This is a genomic window from Bradyrhizobium sp. SZCCHNS3016 (assembly GCF_032484535.1).
Taxonomy (GTDB): Bacteria; Pseudomonadota; Alphaproteobacteria; order Rhizobiales; family Xanthobacteraceae; genus Bradyrhizobium.
The window spans coordinates 467,906-482,656 of the sequence record NZ_JAUETE010000002.1 but is presented as its reverse complement, the minus strand read 5'-3'; the positions used below and the strand labels follow the sequence as shown (position 1 = coordinate 482,656).

General features: G+C 63.9%; 20 protein-coding genes. 19 read left to right on the top strand and 1 reads right to left on the bottom strand.

The genetic code is table 11. The annotated features are described in order from the left end of the window. The first annotated feature begins 42 nt into the window (after positions 1-42). Positions 43-2,103, top strand: a complete 2,061-nt coding sequence (locus QW881_RS06510) for an ABC transporter ATP-binding protein (protein WP_315754203.1) — start codon at positions 43-45, stop codon at positions 2,101-2,103. Here QW881_RS06510 and QW881_RS06505 read toward each other — a convergent pair. Then, positions 2,043-3,263 carry an NAD(P)/FAD-dependent oxidoreductase gene (locus tag QW881_RS06505; RefSeq protein WP_315754205.1) on the bottom strand — a complete coding sequence of 407 codons (1,221 nt, stop codon included), beginning with the start codon at positions 3,261-3,263 and terminating at the stop codon, positions 2,043-2,045. The two genes, QW881_RS06510 and QW881_RS06505, sit on opposite strands and share 61 nt — an antisense overlap. 647 nt (positions 3,264-3,910) lie before the next feature. Between QW881_RS06505 and rpsL the strand changes: the two genes are divergently transcribed. The 18 genes from rpsL (at position 3,911) to rplE (ending at position 14,731) form a co-directional block, all read left to right on the top strand. Beyond that, positions 3,911-4,282, top strand: a complete 372-nt coding sequence (gene rpsL / locus QW881_RS06500) for a 30S ribosomal protein S12 (RefSeq protein WP_006611834.1) — start codon at positions 3,911-3,913, stop codon at positions 4,280-4,282. Between the two features lie 30 nt (positions 4,283-4,312). Next, positions 4,313-4,783: a 30S ribosomal protein S7 gene (rpsG, locus tag QW881_RS06495; RefSeq protein ID WP_006611835.1), complete on the top strand. Its 471-nt coding sequence runs from the start codon at positions 4,313-4,315 to the stop codon at positions 4,781-4,783. A 33-nt stretch (positions 4,784-4,816) separates the two neighbouring features. Then, the gene (fusA, locus tag QW881_RS06490) at positions 4,817-6,889 is read left to right on the top strand and encodes an elongation factor G (RefSeq protein ID WP_315737597.1); all 2,073 of its coding nucleotides are present in this window, start codon (positions 4,817-4,819) and stop codon (positions 6,887-6,889) included. Positions 6,890-6,928: 39 nt separating this feature from the next. Continuing rightward, positions 6,929-8,119 carry an elongation factor Tu gene (tuf, locus tag QW881_RS06485; protein ID WP_006611837.1) on the top strand — a complete coding sequence of 397 codons (1,191 nt, stop codon included), beginning with the start codon at positions 6,929-6,931 and terminating at the stop codon, positions 8,117-8,119. A 91-nt stretch (positions 8,120-8,210) separates the two neighbouring features. Next, positions 8,211-8,519, top strand: coding sequence for a 30S ribosomal protein S10 (rpsJ, locus tag QW881_RS06480; RefSeq protein ID WP_002712302.1), 309 nt, complete (start codon positions 8,211-8,213; stop codon positions 8,517-8,519). 58 nt (positions 8,520-8,577) lie between these two features. After that, the gene (gene rplC / locus QW881_RS06475; RefSeq protein WP_006611838.1) at positions 8,578-9,297 is read left to right on the top strand and encodes a 50S ribosomal protein L3; all 720 of its coding nucleotides are present in this window, start codon (positions 8,578-8,580) and stop codon (positions 9,295-9,297) included. Next, a complete protein-coding gene (gene rplD / locus QW881_RS06470) occupies positions 9,298-9,918 on the top strand; it encodes a 50S ribosomal protein L4 (RefSeq protein WP_315737598.1) in 621 nt (206 codons plus the stop codon). Further along, positions 9,915-10,214, top strand: coding sequence for a 50S ribosomal protein L23 (locus QW881_RS06465; RefSeq protein WP_315737599.1), 300 nt, complete (start codon positions 9,915-9,917; stop codon positions 10,212-10,214). Before rplD ends, QW881_RS06465 begins: the two co-directional genes overlap by 4 nt. 12 nt (positions 10,215-10,226) lie before the next feature. Continuing rightward, positions 10,227-11,060, top strand: a complete 834-nt coding sequence (rplB, locus tag QW881_RS06460) for a 50S ribosomal protein L2 (RefSeq protein WP_008963464.1) — start codon at positions 10,227-10,229, stop codon at positions 11,058-11,060. Positions 11,061-11,072: 12 nt separating this feature from the next. Beyond that, positions 11,073-11,351 carry a 30S ribosomal protein S19 gene (gene rpsS, locus QW881_RS06455; RefSeq protein ID WP_006611842.1) on the top strand — a complete coding sequence of 93 codons (279 nt, stop codon included), beginning with the start codon at positions 11,073-11,075 and terminating at the stop codon, positions 11,349-11,351. A gap of 10 nt (positions 11,352-11,361) precedes the next feature. Then, entirely contained in the window at positions 11,362-11,742 is a 381-nt protein-coding gene (rplV, locus tag QW881_RS06450) for a 50S ribosomal protein L22 (protein ID WP_315714562.1), read from the top strand. Positions 11,743-11,763: 21 nt separating this feature from the next. Then, a complete protein-coding gene (gene rpsC / locus QW881_RS06445) occupies positions 11,764-12,474 on the top strand; it encodes a 30S ribosomal protein S3 (protein WP_012045041.1) in 711 nt (236 codons plus the stop codon). A 40-nt stretch (positions 12,475-12,514) separates the two neighbouring features. After that, positions 12,515-12,928 carry a 50S ribosomal protein L16 gene (gene rplP / locus QW881_RS06440; RefSeq protein ID WP_315737600.1) on the top strand — a complete coding sequence of 138 codons (414 nt, stop codon included), beginning with the start codon at positions 12,515-12,517 and terminating at the stop codon, positions 12,926-12,928. Positions 12,929-12,933: 5 nt separating this feature from the next. Further along, the gene (gene rpmC, locus QW881_RS06435) at positions 12,934-13,140 is read left to right on the top strand and encodes a 50S ribosomal protein L29 (protein WP_006611846.1); all 207 of its coding nucleotides are present in this window, start codon (positions 12,934-12,936) and stop codon (positions 13,138-13,140) included. A gap of 10 nt (positions 13,141-13,150) precedes the next feature. After that, the gene (rpsQ, locus tag QW881_RS06430; RefSeq protein WP_315754209.1) at positions 13,151-13,399 is read left to right on the top strand and encodes a 30S ribosomal protein S17; all 249 of its coding nucleotides are present in this window, start codon (positions 13,151-13,153) and stop codon (positions 13,397-13,399) included. A 99-nt stretch (positions 13,400-13,498) separates the two neighbouring features. After that, positions 13,499-13,867 carry a 50S ribosomal protein L14 gene (gene rplN, locus QW881_RS06425; RefSeq protein ID WP_006611848.1) on the top strand — a complete coding sequence of 123 codons (369 nt, stop codon included), beginning with the start codon at positions 13,499-13,501 and terminating at the stop codon, positions 13,865-13,867. Continuing rightward, positions 13,867-14,181 carry a 50S ribosomal protein L24 gene (gene rplX, locus QW881_RS06420; protein WP_315737601.1) on the top strand — a complete coding sequence of 105 codons (315 nt, stop codon included), beginning with the start codon at positions 13,867-13,869 and terminating at the stop codon, positions 14,179-14,181. The genes rplN and rplX overlap by 1 nt, the downstream gene beginning before the upstream one ends. Continuing rightward, positions 14,174-14,731, top strand: coding sequence for a 50S ribosomal protein L5 (gene rplE, locus QW881_RS06415; RefSeq protein WP_315737602.1), 558 nt, complete (start codon positions 14,174-14,176; stop codon positions 14,729-14,731). The genes rplX and rplE overlap by 8 nt, the downstream gene beginning before the upstream one ends. The last annotated feature ends 20 nt before the right edge of the window (positions 14,732-14,751 follow it).

Genomic DNA, 14,751 nt, shown 5'->3' with positions numbered 1-14,751 from the left:
ATCCGTTACGGTCATGCTGGCCGTGCAGGATCGGTTCGTTGAATGGCGCCCAAATCTTCACCGCCGCGAAATCAGACGTCCGCAACGGCAGCTGATCCTGCCGATGATTTGGACAAGCGGGGGCCGGCGGCGGCCGTGCCTGCCGTTCCAAAACCCGGAACAGCGAAGACGTCGGCGACCGAGAAGGCTGATGTCATCGAGGACGATGACGAGGAGGACGGCGAAGAGGCCGGCCTCGACCTCGACGATGATGACGACGACGAGGATCTCGTTGTCTACACGGCCCGCGAGGCCGCCGGTGCGCTTGCGACCATCTACGGCTTCGTCTCGCCGCTGCTCGCCAGATACAAGAAGATGCTGGCTTTCGTGTCGATCGGCGTCCTGATCGAGACGCTGTTCAACGTCATCATGCCGCTCAGCCTCAAGTTCCTGATCGACGATGCGCTCGGCGAGGAGGATTTCGAGGCGCTCTATCGCATCCTCGGCGTCCTGGCCGTTGCGGGCATCTTCACCTCGATCGTTGCCGTGCTCTACGAGCGCTGGGATGCGCGTCTGGCGGCCTGCGTCATCTCGGATGTCCGCACCCGTCTGTTCGACCACGTGCAGAACCTGCCGGCCGCCTATTTCCAGCGCACCAAGCGCGGCGAGATCCTGTCGCGCTTCTCGGTCGACATGTCGGCGTTCGAGAACGTCGTGAAGAGTTTCGCCAACAGCGCTGTGCTGCCGTTCCTCGAGCTGATTGCGGGCATCATTCTGATGCTGTTCCTGAACTGGCAGCTCGCTGCGATCGCGCTGCTGGTGTTTCCGATCACCCTGATCGGCCCGCGCATCCTGACGCCGAAGGCGGTTCAGGCCAATTACGAGCAGAAGCTGAACGAGGCGTCGCTGCTCGGCGTGATCCAGGAGAACATCGCGGCGCAAGCCGTCATCAAGGCCTTCAGCCTGCACCGCAAGGTATTCGGCTGGTTCAGCTTCCGCAACGACGCGGCGCGGCGCAAGATGGCGGATGCGATGTTCCTGTCGACCATGGTCGAGCGCACCGTCACGATCTCCGTGCTGCTGCTGCATCTCGTCGTGCTCGCCCTCGGCGCCTATCTCGCCACCAAGGGCCAGATCACGATCGGCACCTTCGTCACCTTCGAGAGCGCGTTCTGGGAGGTGTCCTACAACATCGCCCATGTCATGCACTTCGTGCCGGTGTCGATCTCCTCGGCGGCCGCAATCCGGCACATGCAGGAGCTGCTGGACGAGCCGACCCGCGGCGCCGACCGGCCGGGCGCGCCGGATCTGCCCCGCATCAGCCACGACATCACCTTCGAGCGCGTGACCTTCCAGTACGAGGGCAGCCAGACGCCGGTGCTCGACAATCTCAGCCTCAAGCTCGACGTCGGCAAGCGGATCGCGATCGTCGGTCCGTCGGGCTCGGGCAAGAGCACGCTGCTCAACCTGATCCTGCGACTCTACGTGCCCAACGAAGGCCGCGTCACCATCGACGGCGTCGACATCCGCAGGGTCACGCGCGATTCGCTGCGCGGCAGCATGGCCGTGGTGTTCCAGGAGAACATGCTGTTCAACATGTCGCTGCGGGAGAACATCCGGCTCGGCAAGGAGGGCGCCACCGACGCCGAGGTGGAGGAGGCGGCCAAGAAGGCCGAGATCCACCGCTACATCATGAGCCTGCCGCAGAAATACGACACGCTCGTCGGCGAGCGCGGCGACACGCTGTCCGGCGGCCAGCGCCAGCGCATCGCAATCGCCCGCGCCATCATCCGCAATCCCTCCGTGCTGCTGCTCGACGAGGCGACCTCGGCGCTCGACCAGACCACGGAAGCCGCAATCAACCGCACCCTGCTCAAGGTCGCCAAGGGCCGCACCATGATCTGGTCTACCCACCGCCTGACCTCGGTGGTCGAGATGGACGAGATCATCGTCATCTCCGGCGGCCGCGCCATCGAGCGCGGCAGCCACGCCGAGCTCTTGGTCAAGAACGGTGTCTATCGCAAGCTGTGGGACGACCAGGGCCACCAGCCGAGCCGGGCCGATCAGGCCGACGACGACAGCGATGAAGACGACGATGAGGATGATGACGACGACGAGGAATAAGCGTTGAGCGGCGCAATGGTCTTCGTCAGCCGCTGCCGCGTGCCGCGGCCGAGCGAGACTGCAAAGCGTGCCCAGCGCTGCGCCAGCCAATAGGGTCCGGTGCCGGTCGAGACCTCGCGGAAGCGCCAGGCCTTCTCGAGCGACCACGCATCGCAGGCCATCTTGACAGGGTCCGCATAGAAGGCCGCGATCTTGGCCTCGCCCATGCCGTAAGTCGCCAGCCAGCGCGGAATGTGGACGTTGCAGAGGCGCTCGACATCGGTGAACACCTTGTCGGAGCCGGTGCCGGTGACGGGGCAAGTGGTGCAGAAGGCGTCGCCGACGAGCACCACGCCCGGCATGCGGTACCCGCTGTTGATGGCGAGATCGGCGGGCCGGACCTTCACCTCGCCGCTCACGGCGTACCCGCCGGTGATCCGCCGCAGGCCGGGCAGGGCGGCCGTCAGCGTTTCGACCGGGGCGCGCCGGATCGCCCGCAGCCAGGGATCATCTACCTCGCGATAGGCGAACAGGTTCGCCCGCATGCGCTCGCCGATCGGGAACAGGGTGATGTAGGGCACCCGGGCGCCGGCCCGCTCCTGGAAGTAGGTCATGGCCGGGAACGGGAAGGCGGCGCGGCCGACCGGCGTCAGGTCGAAGCCGATCGAGACGGAATGGGCAGGGCTGGTGATCTTGCGGGTGATTCCCAGCATGTGCCGCAGCCCAACGTTCAGCCCGTTGGCGAGCACGACGAGGCGGGCCGAGATCGTCTGCCCGTTGGACAGCACGACCGACTGGCGATCCTCGCCTGGCGTGATCGCCACGGCCTTGGCGACGATTCGCGTCACAGGGCCACGGATCTCGTCACGCACGGCCGTCACCAGCGTATCGTACAGGATGCCATATTGCTGGACTGGCGCCCGTTCGAGCACGTAGCCGAATCGGGCGATCCAGTTCTCCGGGGCCAGGGTGGCTTGGGTTAACACCTTGTCGGCGATCCCGGTGCGACGGAACCGGTCGATCTGCCCGGCACCGGAGATCTTCTCGATTCGAAAGTCGGCCGGGTAGATCGCATGGGGATCGACCAGAATCGCCGGGATGCCCGCACGCCCGAGCATGGCGGCCGTGATCGCGCCGGCCAAGCCGCCGCCAATGATCGCAATATCGGTATATTCTGTCACCGGGCGCCTCGTCTTGGCGCCATCCTTGTCGGCCAAAGCCGAAAAAAGCCTTATCTTCAATGTCTCTGGATATGTCCCGGGTCGGAGAGGTGACTGCGCAGGCGCGGGCAGGGCTCTGCGGTCTACAGATACCTTAGGACGCTGGGGCACCGTCGGAGCGGAAACTGCAGCGGCCAGAAGCGCTTCTTTGAGCGTCCTGCGGCGTCGTTTTGCTTGACTTGGATATTTACCGCTTATAAAAGGCCGGCACTCAACGACAGGCGGTGAGCTTCGCCAGCGTCGGTACGGATCACCCAGACCACCCAGAACAGGGTGGGACGGGCACCACCCTCGACGAATGCCGCTCAAACGCTGTCGATCATAGCTAGGCAATGCCAAAACGATATTAGATCTCTCGAGCTCGTTCTCCTGAGACCAATTTCGGATGCATGACCTCGGTAGGCCGCCCGCCAGCGCAAGCTGACTGGTGGTGATCGCGGTCCTCTGTGGCGTCAAGCGCTTTCCGTTCAGCGATGAACGGTTGGCGCGATTTCGTTTTGCGTGGGTTTTGATCGCGCGAACGGCCCGGTGAGGCGGGGAACCTCGAACAGAATTTGCGGAAGCCGGTCGCGGTCTCCGTGCGAACGTTGAGAAGGGTGAAGGCCAAGATGCCGACGATCAACCAGCTGATCGCAAATCCGCGCGAAGTGCAGAAGTCGCGCAAGAAGGTGCCGGCGCTGCAGCAGTCGCCGCAGAAGCGTGGCGTTTGCACGCGCGTCTACACCACGACCCCGAAGAAGCCGAACTCGGCGCTTCGTAAGGTCGCCAAGGTGCGCCTGACCAACGGCTTCGAGGTGATCGGCTACATCCCGGGTGAAGGCCATAACCTGCAGGAGCACTCGGTGGTCATGATCCGCGGCGGTCGCGTCAAGGACTTGCCGGGCGTGCGCTACCACATCCTCCGCGGCGTGCTGGATACCCAGGGCGTCAAGAACCGTAAGCAGCGCCGTTCGAAGTATGGCGCGAAGCGTCCGAAGTAAGACGTTCGAGAGAAGCGGGAACAAGATCACATGTCGCGTCGCCATTCAGCCGAAAAGCGTGAAGTGCTTCCGGATCCGAAGTTCGGGAACATCATTGTCACCAAGTTCATGAACTCGGTGATGTACGCCGGCAAGAAGTCGGTCGCCGAAGGTATCGTCTACGGCGCGTTCGGCATCATCGAGGCCAAGACCAAGCAGAGCCCGCTGACGGTGTTCGAGCAGGCCCTCGAAAACGTCATGCCGACCATCGAGGTCCGCTCCCGCCGCGTCGGCGGCGCGACCTACCAGGTGCCGGTCGAAGTTCGTTCGACCCGCCGGCAGGCGCTGGGCATCCGCTGGCTGATCTCGGCCGCGCGCGACCGCAACGAGAAGACGATGACCGAGCGGCTTTCGGCGGAGCTGCTCGATGCCTCCAATAACCGGGGCAACGCCGTGAAGAAGCGTGAAGACGTGCACCGGATGGCTGAAGCCAACCGCGCCTTCTCGCACTATCGCTGGTAACGGCGAAACCGACGGAAATCAGGGAACACACCCATGCCCCGCCAACACGCCATCGAAGACTATCGCAACTTCGGCATCATGGCGCATATCGACGCCGGTAAGACGACCACGACCGAGCGCATCCTCTATTACACCGGCAAGAGCCATAAGATCGGCGAAGTGCACGAAGGTGCCGCGACGATGGACTGGATGGAGCAGGAGCAGGAGCGTGGCATCACGATCACCTCCGCTGCGACCACCGCGTTCTGGAACGGCAAGCGCCTGAACATCATCGACACCCCCGGTCACGTCGACTTCACCATCGAGGTCGAGCGTAGCTTGCGCGTGCTCGACGGCGCCGTCTGCGTGCTCGACTCCAACCAGGGCGTCGAGCCGCAGACCGAGACCGTCTGGCGTCAGGGCGACAAGTACAAGGTGCCGCGCATCGTCTTCGCGAACAAGATGGACAAGACCGGCGCCGACTTCTTCAAGTGCCTGTCCGACATCGTCGATCGCCTGGGCGCGAAGCCGGTGGCTATTCAGCTGCCGATCGGCGCGGAGAACAATTTCAAGGGCTGCATCGATCTCGTGACGATGAAGGCGATCGTCTGGAACGACGAGGCGCTCGGCGCGAAGTTCGACTACGCCGAGATTCCGGCTGATCTCGCCGATCAGGCCAAGGAATATCGCGAGAAGCTGGTGGAAGCCGCCGTCGAGCTCGACGACGACGCCCTGGCTGCGTTCCTGGACGGCAACGAGCCGGACGAGGCGACCCTGAAGCGCCTGATCCGCAAGGCGGTGCTGACCGGCGCCTTCTATCCGGTGCTGTGCGGCTCGGCCTTCAAGAACAAGGGCGTGCAGCCCTTGCTCGACGCCGTCGTCGACTATCTGCCGTCGCCGCTCGACGTGCCCGCGATCAAGGGCACCGACGACAAGGGCAACGAGGTCGTGCGCAAGGCGGACGACAAGGAGCCGCTGGCGCTGCTGGCGTTCAAGATCATGGACGACCCGTTCGTCGGCACCATCACTTTCTGCCGCATCTATTCGGGCGTCCTGACCTCGGGCACCGGTGTCGTGAACTCGACCCGCGAGAAGAAGGAGCGCATCGGCCGCATGCTGCTGATGCATGCGAACAACCGCGAGGACATCAAGGAAGCCTATGCCGGCGACATCGTCGCTCTTGCAGGCCTCAAGGAAGCCCGCACCGGTGACACGTTGTGCGATCCGTCCAACCAGGTGATCCTGGAAAAGATGGAGTTCCCGGAGCCGGTCATCGAGATCGCGATCGAGCCGAAGTCGAAGGCCGACCAGGAGAAGCTGGGCGTCGCGCTGGCGAAGCTGGCCGCGGAGGATCCGTCCTTCCGCGTGTCGACCGATCACGAGTCGGGCCAGACCATTCTCAAGGGGATGGGCGAGCTTCATCTCGACATCAAGGTCGACATCCTCAAGCGCACCTACAAGGTCGATGCGAACATCGGCGCGCCGCAGGTGGCGTTCCGTGAGCGCATCACCAAGCCGGCCAACGTGGACTACACCCACAAGAAGCAGACCGGTGGTACCGGCCAGTTCGCGGCCGTGAGCCTCGTGGTCGAGCCGAACGAGCCGGGCGGCGGCTACGTGTTCGAGTCCAAGATCGTCGGCGGTGCGGTTCCGAAGGAATACATCCCGGGCGTCGAGAAGGGCATCGAGAGCGTGCTGGGCGCGGGCGTTGTCGCCGGCTTCCCGGTGGTCGACGTCAAGGTGGCGCTGGTCGACGGCAAGTATCACGATGTCGACTCGTCGGCGCTGGCCTTCGAAATCGCCTCTCGTGCGGCTTTCCGCGAGGCGCTGCAGAAGGGCAAGTCGGTTCTGCTCGAGCCGATCATGAAGGTCGAGGTGGTGACCCCGGAAGACTACACCGGCTCGGTCATCGGCGACCTGAACTCGCGTCGTGGCCAGATCCAGGGCCAGGACATGCGCGGCAATGCCAACGTCATCAACGCGATGGTGCCGCTCATGAACATGTTCGGTTACGTGAACAACCTGCGCTCCATGAGCCAGGGGCGCGCGACCTTCACGATGCAGTTCTCGCACTACGCTGAAGCGCCGGCCAACGTGTCGGCCGAAGTCCAGAAGAAGTTTGCCTGATTGTCGCGAGCTCAAGTGAGCGACTGAACGGAGAGTCAAATGGCCAAAGCTAAGTTTGAACGTAACAAGCCCCACTGCAACATCGGCACCATCGGTCACGTCGACCACGGCAAGACCTCGCTGACGGCTGCAATCACCAAGATCCTGGCCGAGACGGGCGGTGCGACGTTCACTGCCTACGACCAGATCGACAAGGCCCCGGAAGAGAAGGCGCGCGGCATCACCATCTCGACCGCGCACGTCGAGTACGAGACCAAGAACCGCCACTACGCGCACGTCGATTGCCCCGGCCACGCCGACTACGTGAAGAACATGATCACCGGCGCTGCCCAGATGGACGGCGCGATCCTGGTCGTGTCGGCCGCTGACGGCCCGATGCCGCAGACCCGCGAGCATATCCTGCTCGCCCGCCAGGTCGGCGTGCCGGCGCTGGTCGTGTTCCTCAACAAGTGCGACATGGTCGACGATCCGGAGCTGCTGGAGCTCGTCGAGCTCGAGGTCCGCGAGCTCCTGTCGAAGTACGAATTCCCGGGCGACAAGATCCCGATCATCAAGGGCTCGGCGCTCGCCGCTCTCGAAGATTCGGACAAGAAGCTCGGCCACGACGCCATCCTCGAGCTGATGCGCAATGTCGACGAGTACATTCCGCAGCCGGAGCGTCCGATCGACCAGCCCTTCCTGATGCCAGTCGAAGACGTGTTCTCGATCTCGGGCCGCGGCACCGTGGTGACCGGCCGTGTCGAGCGCGGCATCATCAAGGTCGGTGAGGAAATCGAGATCGTCGGCATCCGCCCGACCCAGAAGACCACCGTCACCGGCGTCGAAATGTTCCGCAAGCTGCTCGATCAGGGTCAGGCCGGCGACAACATCGGCGCGCTGCTCCGCGGCACCAAGCGCGAGGACGTCGAGCGCGGCCAGGTGCTGTGCAAGCCGGGCTCGGTCAAGCCGCACACCAAGTTCAAGGCTGAGGCCTACATCCTCACCAAGGAAGAGGGCGGCCGTCACACGCCGTTCTTCACCAACTATCGTCCGCAGTTCTACTTCCGCACGACCGACGTGACCGGCGTTGTTCATCTGCCGGAAGGCACCGAGATGGTGATGCCGGGCGACAACATCGCGATGGAAGTGCACCTGATCGTGCCGATCGCGATGGAGGAGAAGCTGCGCTTCGCCATCCGCGAGGGCGGCCGCACCGTCGGCGCCGGCGTCGTCGCCTCGATCATCGAGTAACAACAGCGAATAGGGAATGGCGGGTGGCGAATGGAGATTATCCATTCGCCGTTCGCTACTCGCCACTCACTACTCACAGAAAGATACGGCAATGAACGGCCAAAATATCCGCATCCGTCTCAAGGCGTTTGACCATCGTATCCTCGATACGTCGACGCGCGAGATCGTCAACACGGCGAAACGGACCGGCGCGCAGGTTCGCGGACCCATTCCGCTGCCGACCCGCATCGAGAAGTTCACCGTGAACCGTTCGCCGCACGTCGACAAGAAGAGCCGCGAGCAGTTCGAGATGCGCACCCACAAGCGCCTGCTCGACATCGTCGATCCGACCCCGCAGACCGTCGATGCTTTGATGAAGCTCGATCTGGCCGCCGGCGTCGACGTCGAGATCAAGCTCTAAGTTTTTGGATTCACGTTCGCACCTCACGCGGACATAGAGAAGAACAGGAAGCACGCCGATGCGCTCCGGAGTGATCGCACAAAAGGTCGGGATGACGCGGGTCTTCACGGAGACCGGCGAACATATCCCCGTGACCGTGCTGAAGCTCGGCAATTGCCAGGTGGTCGGTCACCGCACCACCGAGAAGAACGGCTACGTCGCTCTGCAGCTCGGCAGCGGCAGCCGCAAGACGGTCTACATGCCGAAGGCCGAGCGCGGCCAGTTCGCGGTCGCCAAGGTCGAGCCGAAGCGCAAGCTCGCCGAATTCCGTGTCAGCGAGGACTCGCTGATTCCGGTCGGCGCCGAGATCCAGGCCGATCACTTCGTCGTCGGCCAGTTCGTCGACGTCACGGGCACCTCGGTCGGTAAGGGCTTCGCCGGCGGCATGAAACGCTGGAACTTCGGCGGTCTGCGCGCCACGCACGGTGTGTCGATCTCGCACCGTTCGATCGGTTCGACCGGTGGCCGTCAGGACCCCGGCAAGACCTGGAAGAACAAGAAGATGCCCGGTCACATGGGTGTCGATCGCATCACCACGCTGAACCTGCGGGTGGTGCAGACGGATGTCGAGCGTGGCCTGATCCTGGTGGAAGGCGCGGTGCCCGGCTCCAAGGGTGGCTGGATCTCGGTGCGCGACGCCGTGAAGAAGCCGCTGCCGAAGGAAGCGCCGAAGCCCGGCAAGTTCAAGGTCGCGGGTGAGCAGGCTGCCGAAGCGCCGGCCGTGCAGGAGGGCGCATAAATGGAACTGAAAGTCACCACGCTCGAGGGTAAGGAAGCCGGTTCCGTCCAGCTCTCCGACGCCATCTTCGGTCTGGAGCCCCGCGTCGACATCATTCAGCGCTGCGTTCAGTGGCAGCTGAACAAGCGCCAGGCCGGCACCCACAAGGCCAAGGGCCGCGCCGAGATCTGGCGCACCGGCAAGAAGATGTACAAGCAGAAGGGCACCGGCGGTGCTCGTCACGGCTCGGCCCGCGTGCCGCAGTTCCGTGGCGGCGGCCGCGCCTTCGGTCCGGTCGTGCGCTCGCATGCGACCGACCTGCCGAAGAAGGTCCGTGCGCTGGCGCTGAAGCATGCGCTGTCGGCCAAGGCCAAGGACGGTGATCTTGTCGTGCTGGAGAACGCCACCCTCGAGGCGGCGAAGACCAAGGCGCTGATCGGTCACTTCTCCGGTCTCGGCCTGACCAACGCGCTGATCATCGACGGTGCTGAGCTGCACAACGGCTTCGCCGCTGCAGCCCGTAACATCCCGAACCTGGACGTGCTGCCGATCCAGGGCATCAACGTCTACGACATCCTGCGCCGTCAGAAGCTCGTGCTGACCAAGGCGGCGATCGATGCGCTGGAGGCGCGCTTCAAATGAAGACCATTGATCCGCGCCACTACGACATCATCATCGCGCCGGTGGTGACCGAGAAGGCGACGTTCGCCTCCGAGCACAACAAGGTTCTGTTCAAGGTGGCCGCCAAGGCGACCAAGCCTCAGATCAAAGAGGCGATCGAGAAGCTGTTCGACGTCAAGGTCAGGAGCGTCAACACGCTCGTCCGCAAGGGCAAGACCAAGGTGTTCCGCGGCAATTTCGGTTCGCAATCGGACAGCAAGCGCGCGATCGTGACCCTCGAAGAGGGCCACCGTATCGACGTGACCACCGGACTGTAGGGCTGAGCTGCCATGGCACTGAAGACATTCAATCCCACGACGCCGGGCCAGCGCCAGCTGGTGATGGTCGATCGTTCGGCCCTCTACAAGGGCAAGCCGGTCAAGGCGCTGACCGAAGGCAAGCTGTCGAGCGGCGGTCGCAACAACACCGGCCGCATCACGGTTCGCTTCCTCGGTGGCGGCCACAAGCAGTCGTACCGTACGGTCGACTTCAAGCGCGACAAGGTCGACGTTCCGGCCACCGTCGAGCGGCTGGAGTATGATCCGAACCGCACGGCCTTCATCGCCCTGGTCAAGTATCAGGACGGCGAGCTGGCCTACATCCTGGCGCCGCAGCGCCTGGCGGTCGGCGACACCATCGTCGCCGGCAACTATGTGGACGTGAAGCCGGGCAACGTCATGCCGCTCGGCAACATGCCGGTCGGCACGATCGTGCACAACATCGAGGTCAAGATCGGGAAGGGCGGCCAGCTCGCGCGTTCGGCCGGCACGTATGCCCAGATCGTCGGCCGCGACCAGGACTACGTGATCGTCCGCCTGAACTCGGGCGAGCAGCGCCTGGTGCACGGCCGTTGCCGCGGCACCATCGGTGCGGTGTCGAACCCGGACCACATGAACACCTCGATCGGCAAGGCCGGCCGCAAGCGTTGGATGGGTCGTCGCCCGCACAACCGCGGTGTCGCGATGAACCCGATCGACCATCCGCACGGCGGCGGCGAAGGCCGTACCTCGGGCGGTCGTCACCCGGTCACTCCGTGGGGCAAGCCCACCAAGGGCAAGAAGACCCGCACCAACAAGTCGACCGACAAATTCATTCTCTTGAGCCGCCACAAGCGGAAGAAGTAAGGAACGACGGACATGGTTCGTTCAGTCTGGAAAGGCCCGTTCGTCGAGGCGTCGCTGCTCAAGAAGGCAGATGCGGCGCGCGCGTCCGGCCGTCACGACGTCATCAAGATCTGGAGCCGCCGCTCGACCATCCTGCCGCAGTTTGTCGGCCTGACGTTCGGCGTCTACAACGGCCAGAAGCACGTGCCGGTGGCGATCAACGAAGAGATGGTCGGCCACAAGTTCGGCGAGTTCTCGCCGACCCGCACCTTCCACGGCCATTCGGGCGATAAGAAAGCCAAGAAGGCTTGAGGATTAAGCGATGAGCAAACCAAAGCGCGAACGGAGCCTCCCCGAAAACGAGGCCAAGGCTGTGGCCCGGATGCTTCGGGTGAGCCCGCAGAAGCTGAACCTGGTGGCGCAGATGATCCGCGGCCGCAAGGCGTCGGCAGCCCTCGCCGACCTGCAGTTCTCGCGCAAGCGGATTGCGGTCGACGTCAAGAAGTGCCTGGAATCGGCGATCGCCAATGCCGAGAACAATCACGAGCTCGAGGTCGACGATCTCGTCGTCTCGCAGGCTTTCGTCGGCAAGGGAATCGTGATGAAGCGTTTTTCGCCGCGTGGCCGTGGCCGTTCGGGCCGAGTTTTCAAACCGTTTTCGCAGCTGACGATCATTGTGCGTCAGGTCGAGGCGAGCGCTTAAAGCAGGCGCTGGGAGAATACGATGGGTCAAAAGATCAATCCGATCGGTCTGCGTCTCGGCATCAACCGGACCTGGGATTCGCGCTGGTTCGCCGGCAAGGCCGAGTACGGCAAGCTGCTGCATGAAGACGTCAAGATCCGCGAGATCCTGCACAAGGAGCTCAAGCAGGCGGCCGTCGCCCGCATCGTGATCGAGCGTCCGCACAAGAAGTGCCGCGTCACGATTCACTCGGCGCGTCCGGGCGTCGTGATCGGCAAGAAGGGCGCCGACATCGACAAGCTGCGCAAGCGCGTCGCCGACATCACCTCGTCGGACGTCGTCATCAACATCGTCGAGATCCGCAAGCCCGAGCTCGATGCGACCCTGGTCGCCGAGTCGATCGCGCAGCAGCTCGAGCGCCGCGTGGCGTTCCGCCGCGCCATGAAGCGCGCCGTGCAGTCGGCGATGCGTCTCGGCGCCGAGGGCATCCGCATCAACTGCTCGGGTCGTCTGGGCGGTGCGGAAATCGCCCGCATGGAATGGTACCGCGAGGGCCGGGTGCCGCTGCACACGCTGCGCGCCGACATCGACTACGGTGTGGCCACCGCGTTCACCACCTTCGGCACCTGCGGCGTGAAGGTCTGGATCTTCAAGGGCGAGATCCTCGAGCACGATCCGATGGCACAGGACAAGCGGATGAACGAAGGCGGCGGCGAGAGCTCGCAGCCGCGGTCGCGCCGCGACGCGGCCTGATCGATCAGCCGCGACAAGACAGGTTTGAGGGCTCAAAGCCATGATGCAACCAAAGAAGACCAAGTTCCGAAAGGCGCATAAGGGCCGTATCCACGGCGTTGCGTCCTCGGGCGCGACGCTGGCCTTCGGCCAGTTCGGGCTGAAGGCGATGGAGCCGGACCGCGTCACCGCGCGCCAGATCGAGGCCGCCCGTCGTGCCTTGACCCGTCACATGAAGCGCGCCGGCCGCGTCTGGATCCGGGTGTTCCCGGATCTTCCGGTGTCGAAGAAGCCGGCCGAGGTCCGCATGGGCTCTGGCAAGGGCTCGCCGGAATTGTGGGTGGCCCGCGTCAAGCCGGGCCGGGTGATGTTCGAGATCGACGGCGTGAGCACCCAGATCGCGCGCGAGGCGCTGCTGCTGGCGGCCGCCAAGCTGCCGATCAAGACGCGCTTCGTCGAACGCATTGCGGAGTAATGGTCATGGCCGAGATGAAGATTGCCGACATTCGCGCGATGAGCCCCGATCAGATGGACGATGCGATCGTCAACCTGAAGAAGGAGCGTTTCAACCTGCGCTTCCAGCGTGCCACCGGCCAGCTCGAGAACACCGCTCGGCTGCGCGAGGCGCGTCGCGACATCGCCCGTATCAAGACCATCGCCGCGCAGCAGCGCGCCAAGACGAAGTAAGAGGCTCGACATGCCGAAACGGACCCTCCAGGGCGTTGTCGTCAGCGACAAGCAGGCCAAGACGGTGGTCGTGCGCGTCGACCGGCGCTTCACCCACCCGATCTACAAGAAGACCATCCGCCGCTCGAAGAACTACCACGCGCACGACGAGAACAACGAGTTCAAGCCGGGCGACATGGTGTGGATCGAGGAGAGCAAGCCGATCTCGAAGCTCAAGCGCTGGACCGTGGTCCGGGGCGAGCACAAGAAATCCGCCTGAGGCGCGAAGCAGCCCTCGTCGAAGAGGGCCCATTTCGCTTTCGGGATCAAACAAGGCGCAGCTTTCCTGCGCAGCAGATGAAGAGGACGAGGTGCATCAATGATTCAGATGCAGACCAACCTCGACGTGGCCGATAATTCCGGCGCACGCCGTGTCATGTGTATCAAGGTGCTGGGCGGCTCGAAGCGCCGCTATGCCACCGTCGGCGACATCATCGTGGTGTCGATCAAGGAAGCCATTCCGCGTGGCAAGGTGAAGAAGGGCGACGTCATGAAGGCCGTCGTGGTGCGCGTCCGCAAGGACATCCGCCGCGCCGACGGCTCGGTGATCCGCTTCGACCGCAACGCGGCCGTTCTGATCAACAACCAGTCGGAGCCGGTCGGCACCCGCATCTTCGGGCCGGTGCCGCGCGAGCTGCGCGCCAAGAACCACATGAAGATCATTTCGCTCGCGCCGGAGGTGCTGTGATGGCTGCCAAGATCCGCAAGGGCGACAAGGTGATCGTCCTGACCGGCCGCGACAAGGGTCGCACCGGCGAGGTGTTCGAGGTGCGTCCCGACGAGGGCACCGCGCTGGTGCGCGGTATCAACCTGGTGAAGCGTCACCAGAAGCAGACCCAGAACCAGGAAGGCGGCATCATCTCCAAGGAGGCGCCGATCAACCTGTCGAACGTCGCGTATGTCGGCAAGGACGGCAAGCCGACGCGTGTTGGATTCAAGATTCAGGCGGACGGCAAGAAGGTCCGCGTTGCCAAGAGCTCGGGAGTTGAGATCGATGGCTGAGACTGCTTACACCCCGCGCCTCCGCACGGAATATGATCGCCAGATCAAGAGCCAGCTGACTGAGAAGTTCGGCTACGCCAACGTCATGCAGGTGCCGCGGCTCGACAAGGTCGTGCTCAACATGGGCATCGGCGAGGCGGTCAACGACCGCAAGAAGGCGGAGACGGCGGCGGCCGACCTGTCGCTGATCGCCGGCCAGAAGGCGGTCGTGACCTATTCGCGCGTCGCCATCGCGACCTTCAAGCTGCGTGAGAACCAGCCGATCGGCTGCAAGGTCACGTTGCGCAAGACCAAGATGTACGAGTTCATCGACCGTCTGATCAACGTCGCGCTGCCGCGCGTCCGCGACTTCCGCGGTCTGAACCCGAAGAGCTTCGACGGCCGCGGCAACTACTCGCTCGGCATCAAGGAGCACATCATTTTCCCCGAGATCGACTTCGACAAGGCCGGGGAGAGCTGGGGCATGGACATCACGGTGTGCACCACCGCGACGACCGATGATGAGGCCCGTGCCCTTCTGACCGCATTCAATTTCCCGTTCCGGCAGTGAGACGCTGAACAGCTTCTCAA

Bases quoted from the DNA above. Each gene is read 5' to 3' on its own strand.
- QW881_RS06465 (WP_315737599.1), top strand. From the start codon at position 9,915: ATGAAGACCATTGATCCGCGCCACTACGACATCATCATCGCGCCGGTG.
- tuf (WP_006611837.1), top strand. From the start codon at position 6,929: ATGGCCAAAGCTAAGTTTGAACGTAACAAGCCCCACTGCAACATCGGC.
- rpsG (WP_006611835.1), top strand. From the start codon at position 4,313: ATGTCGCGTCGCCATTCAGCCGAAAAGCGTGAAGTGCTTCCGGATCCG.
- rpsQ (WP_315754209.1), top strand. From the start codon at position 13,151: ATGCCGAAACGGACCCTCCAGGGCGTTGTCGTCAGCGACAAGCAGGCC.
- rplE (WP_315737602.1), top strand. From the start codon at position 14,174: ATGGCTGAGACTGCTTACACCCCGCGCCTCCGCACGGAATATGATCGC.
- rplP (WP_315737600.1), top strand. From the start codon at position 12,515: ATGATGCAACCAAAGAAGACCAAGTTCCGAAAGGCGCATAAGGGCCGT.
- rpmC (WP_006611846.1), top strand. From the start codon at position 12,934: ATGGCCGAGATGAAGATTGCCGACATTCGCGCGATGAGCCCCGATCAG.
- rpsC (WP_012045041.1), top strand. From the start codon at position 11,764: ATGGGTCAAAAGATCAATCCGATCGGTCTGCGTCTCGGCATCAACCGG.
- fusA (WP_315737597.1), top strand. From the start codon at position 4,817: ATGCCCCGCCAACACGCCATCGAAGACTATCGCAACTTCGGCATCATG.
- rpsL (WP_006611834.1), top strand. From the start codon at position 3,911: ATGCCGACGATCAACCAGCTGATCGCAAATCCGCGCGAAGTGCAGAAG.
- rplX (WP_315737601.1), top strand. From the start codon at position 13,867: ATGGCTGCCAAGATCCGCAAGGGCGACAAGGTGATCGTCCTGACCGGC.
- rplV (WP_315714562.1), top strand. From the start codon at position 11,362: ATGAGCAAACCAAAGCGCGAACGGAGCCTCCCCGAAAACGAGGCCAAG.
- rplN (WP_006611848.1), top strand. From the start codon at position 13,499: ATGATTCAGATGCAGACCAACCTCGACGTGGCCGATAATTCCGGCGCA.
- rplC (WP_006611838.1), top strand. From the start codon at position 8,578: ATGCGCTCCGGAGTGATCGCACAAAAGGTCGGGATGACGCGGGTCTTC.
- rpsJ (WP_002712302.1), top strand. From the start codon at position 8,211: ATGAACGGCCAAAATATCCGCATCCGTCTCAAGGCGTTTGACCATCGT.
- rplD (WP_315737598.1), top strand. From the start codon at position 9,298: ATGGAACTGAAAGTCACCACGCTCGAGGGTAAGGAAGCCGGTTCCGTC.
- rpsS (WP_006611842.1), top strand. From the start codon at position 11,073: ATGGTTCGTTCAGTCTGGAAAGGCCCGTTCGTCGAGGCGTCGCTGCTC.
- QW881_RS06510 (WP_315754203.1), top strand. From the start codon at position 43: ATGGCGCCCAAATCTTCACCGCCGCGAAATCAGACGTCCGCAACGGCA.
- rplB (WP_008963464.1), top strand. From the start codon at position 10,227: ATGGCACTGAAGACATTCAATCCCACGACGCCGGGCCAGCGCCAGCTG.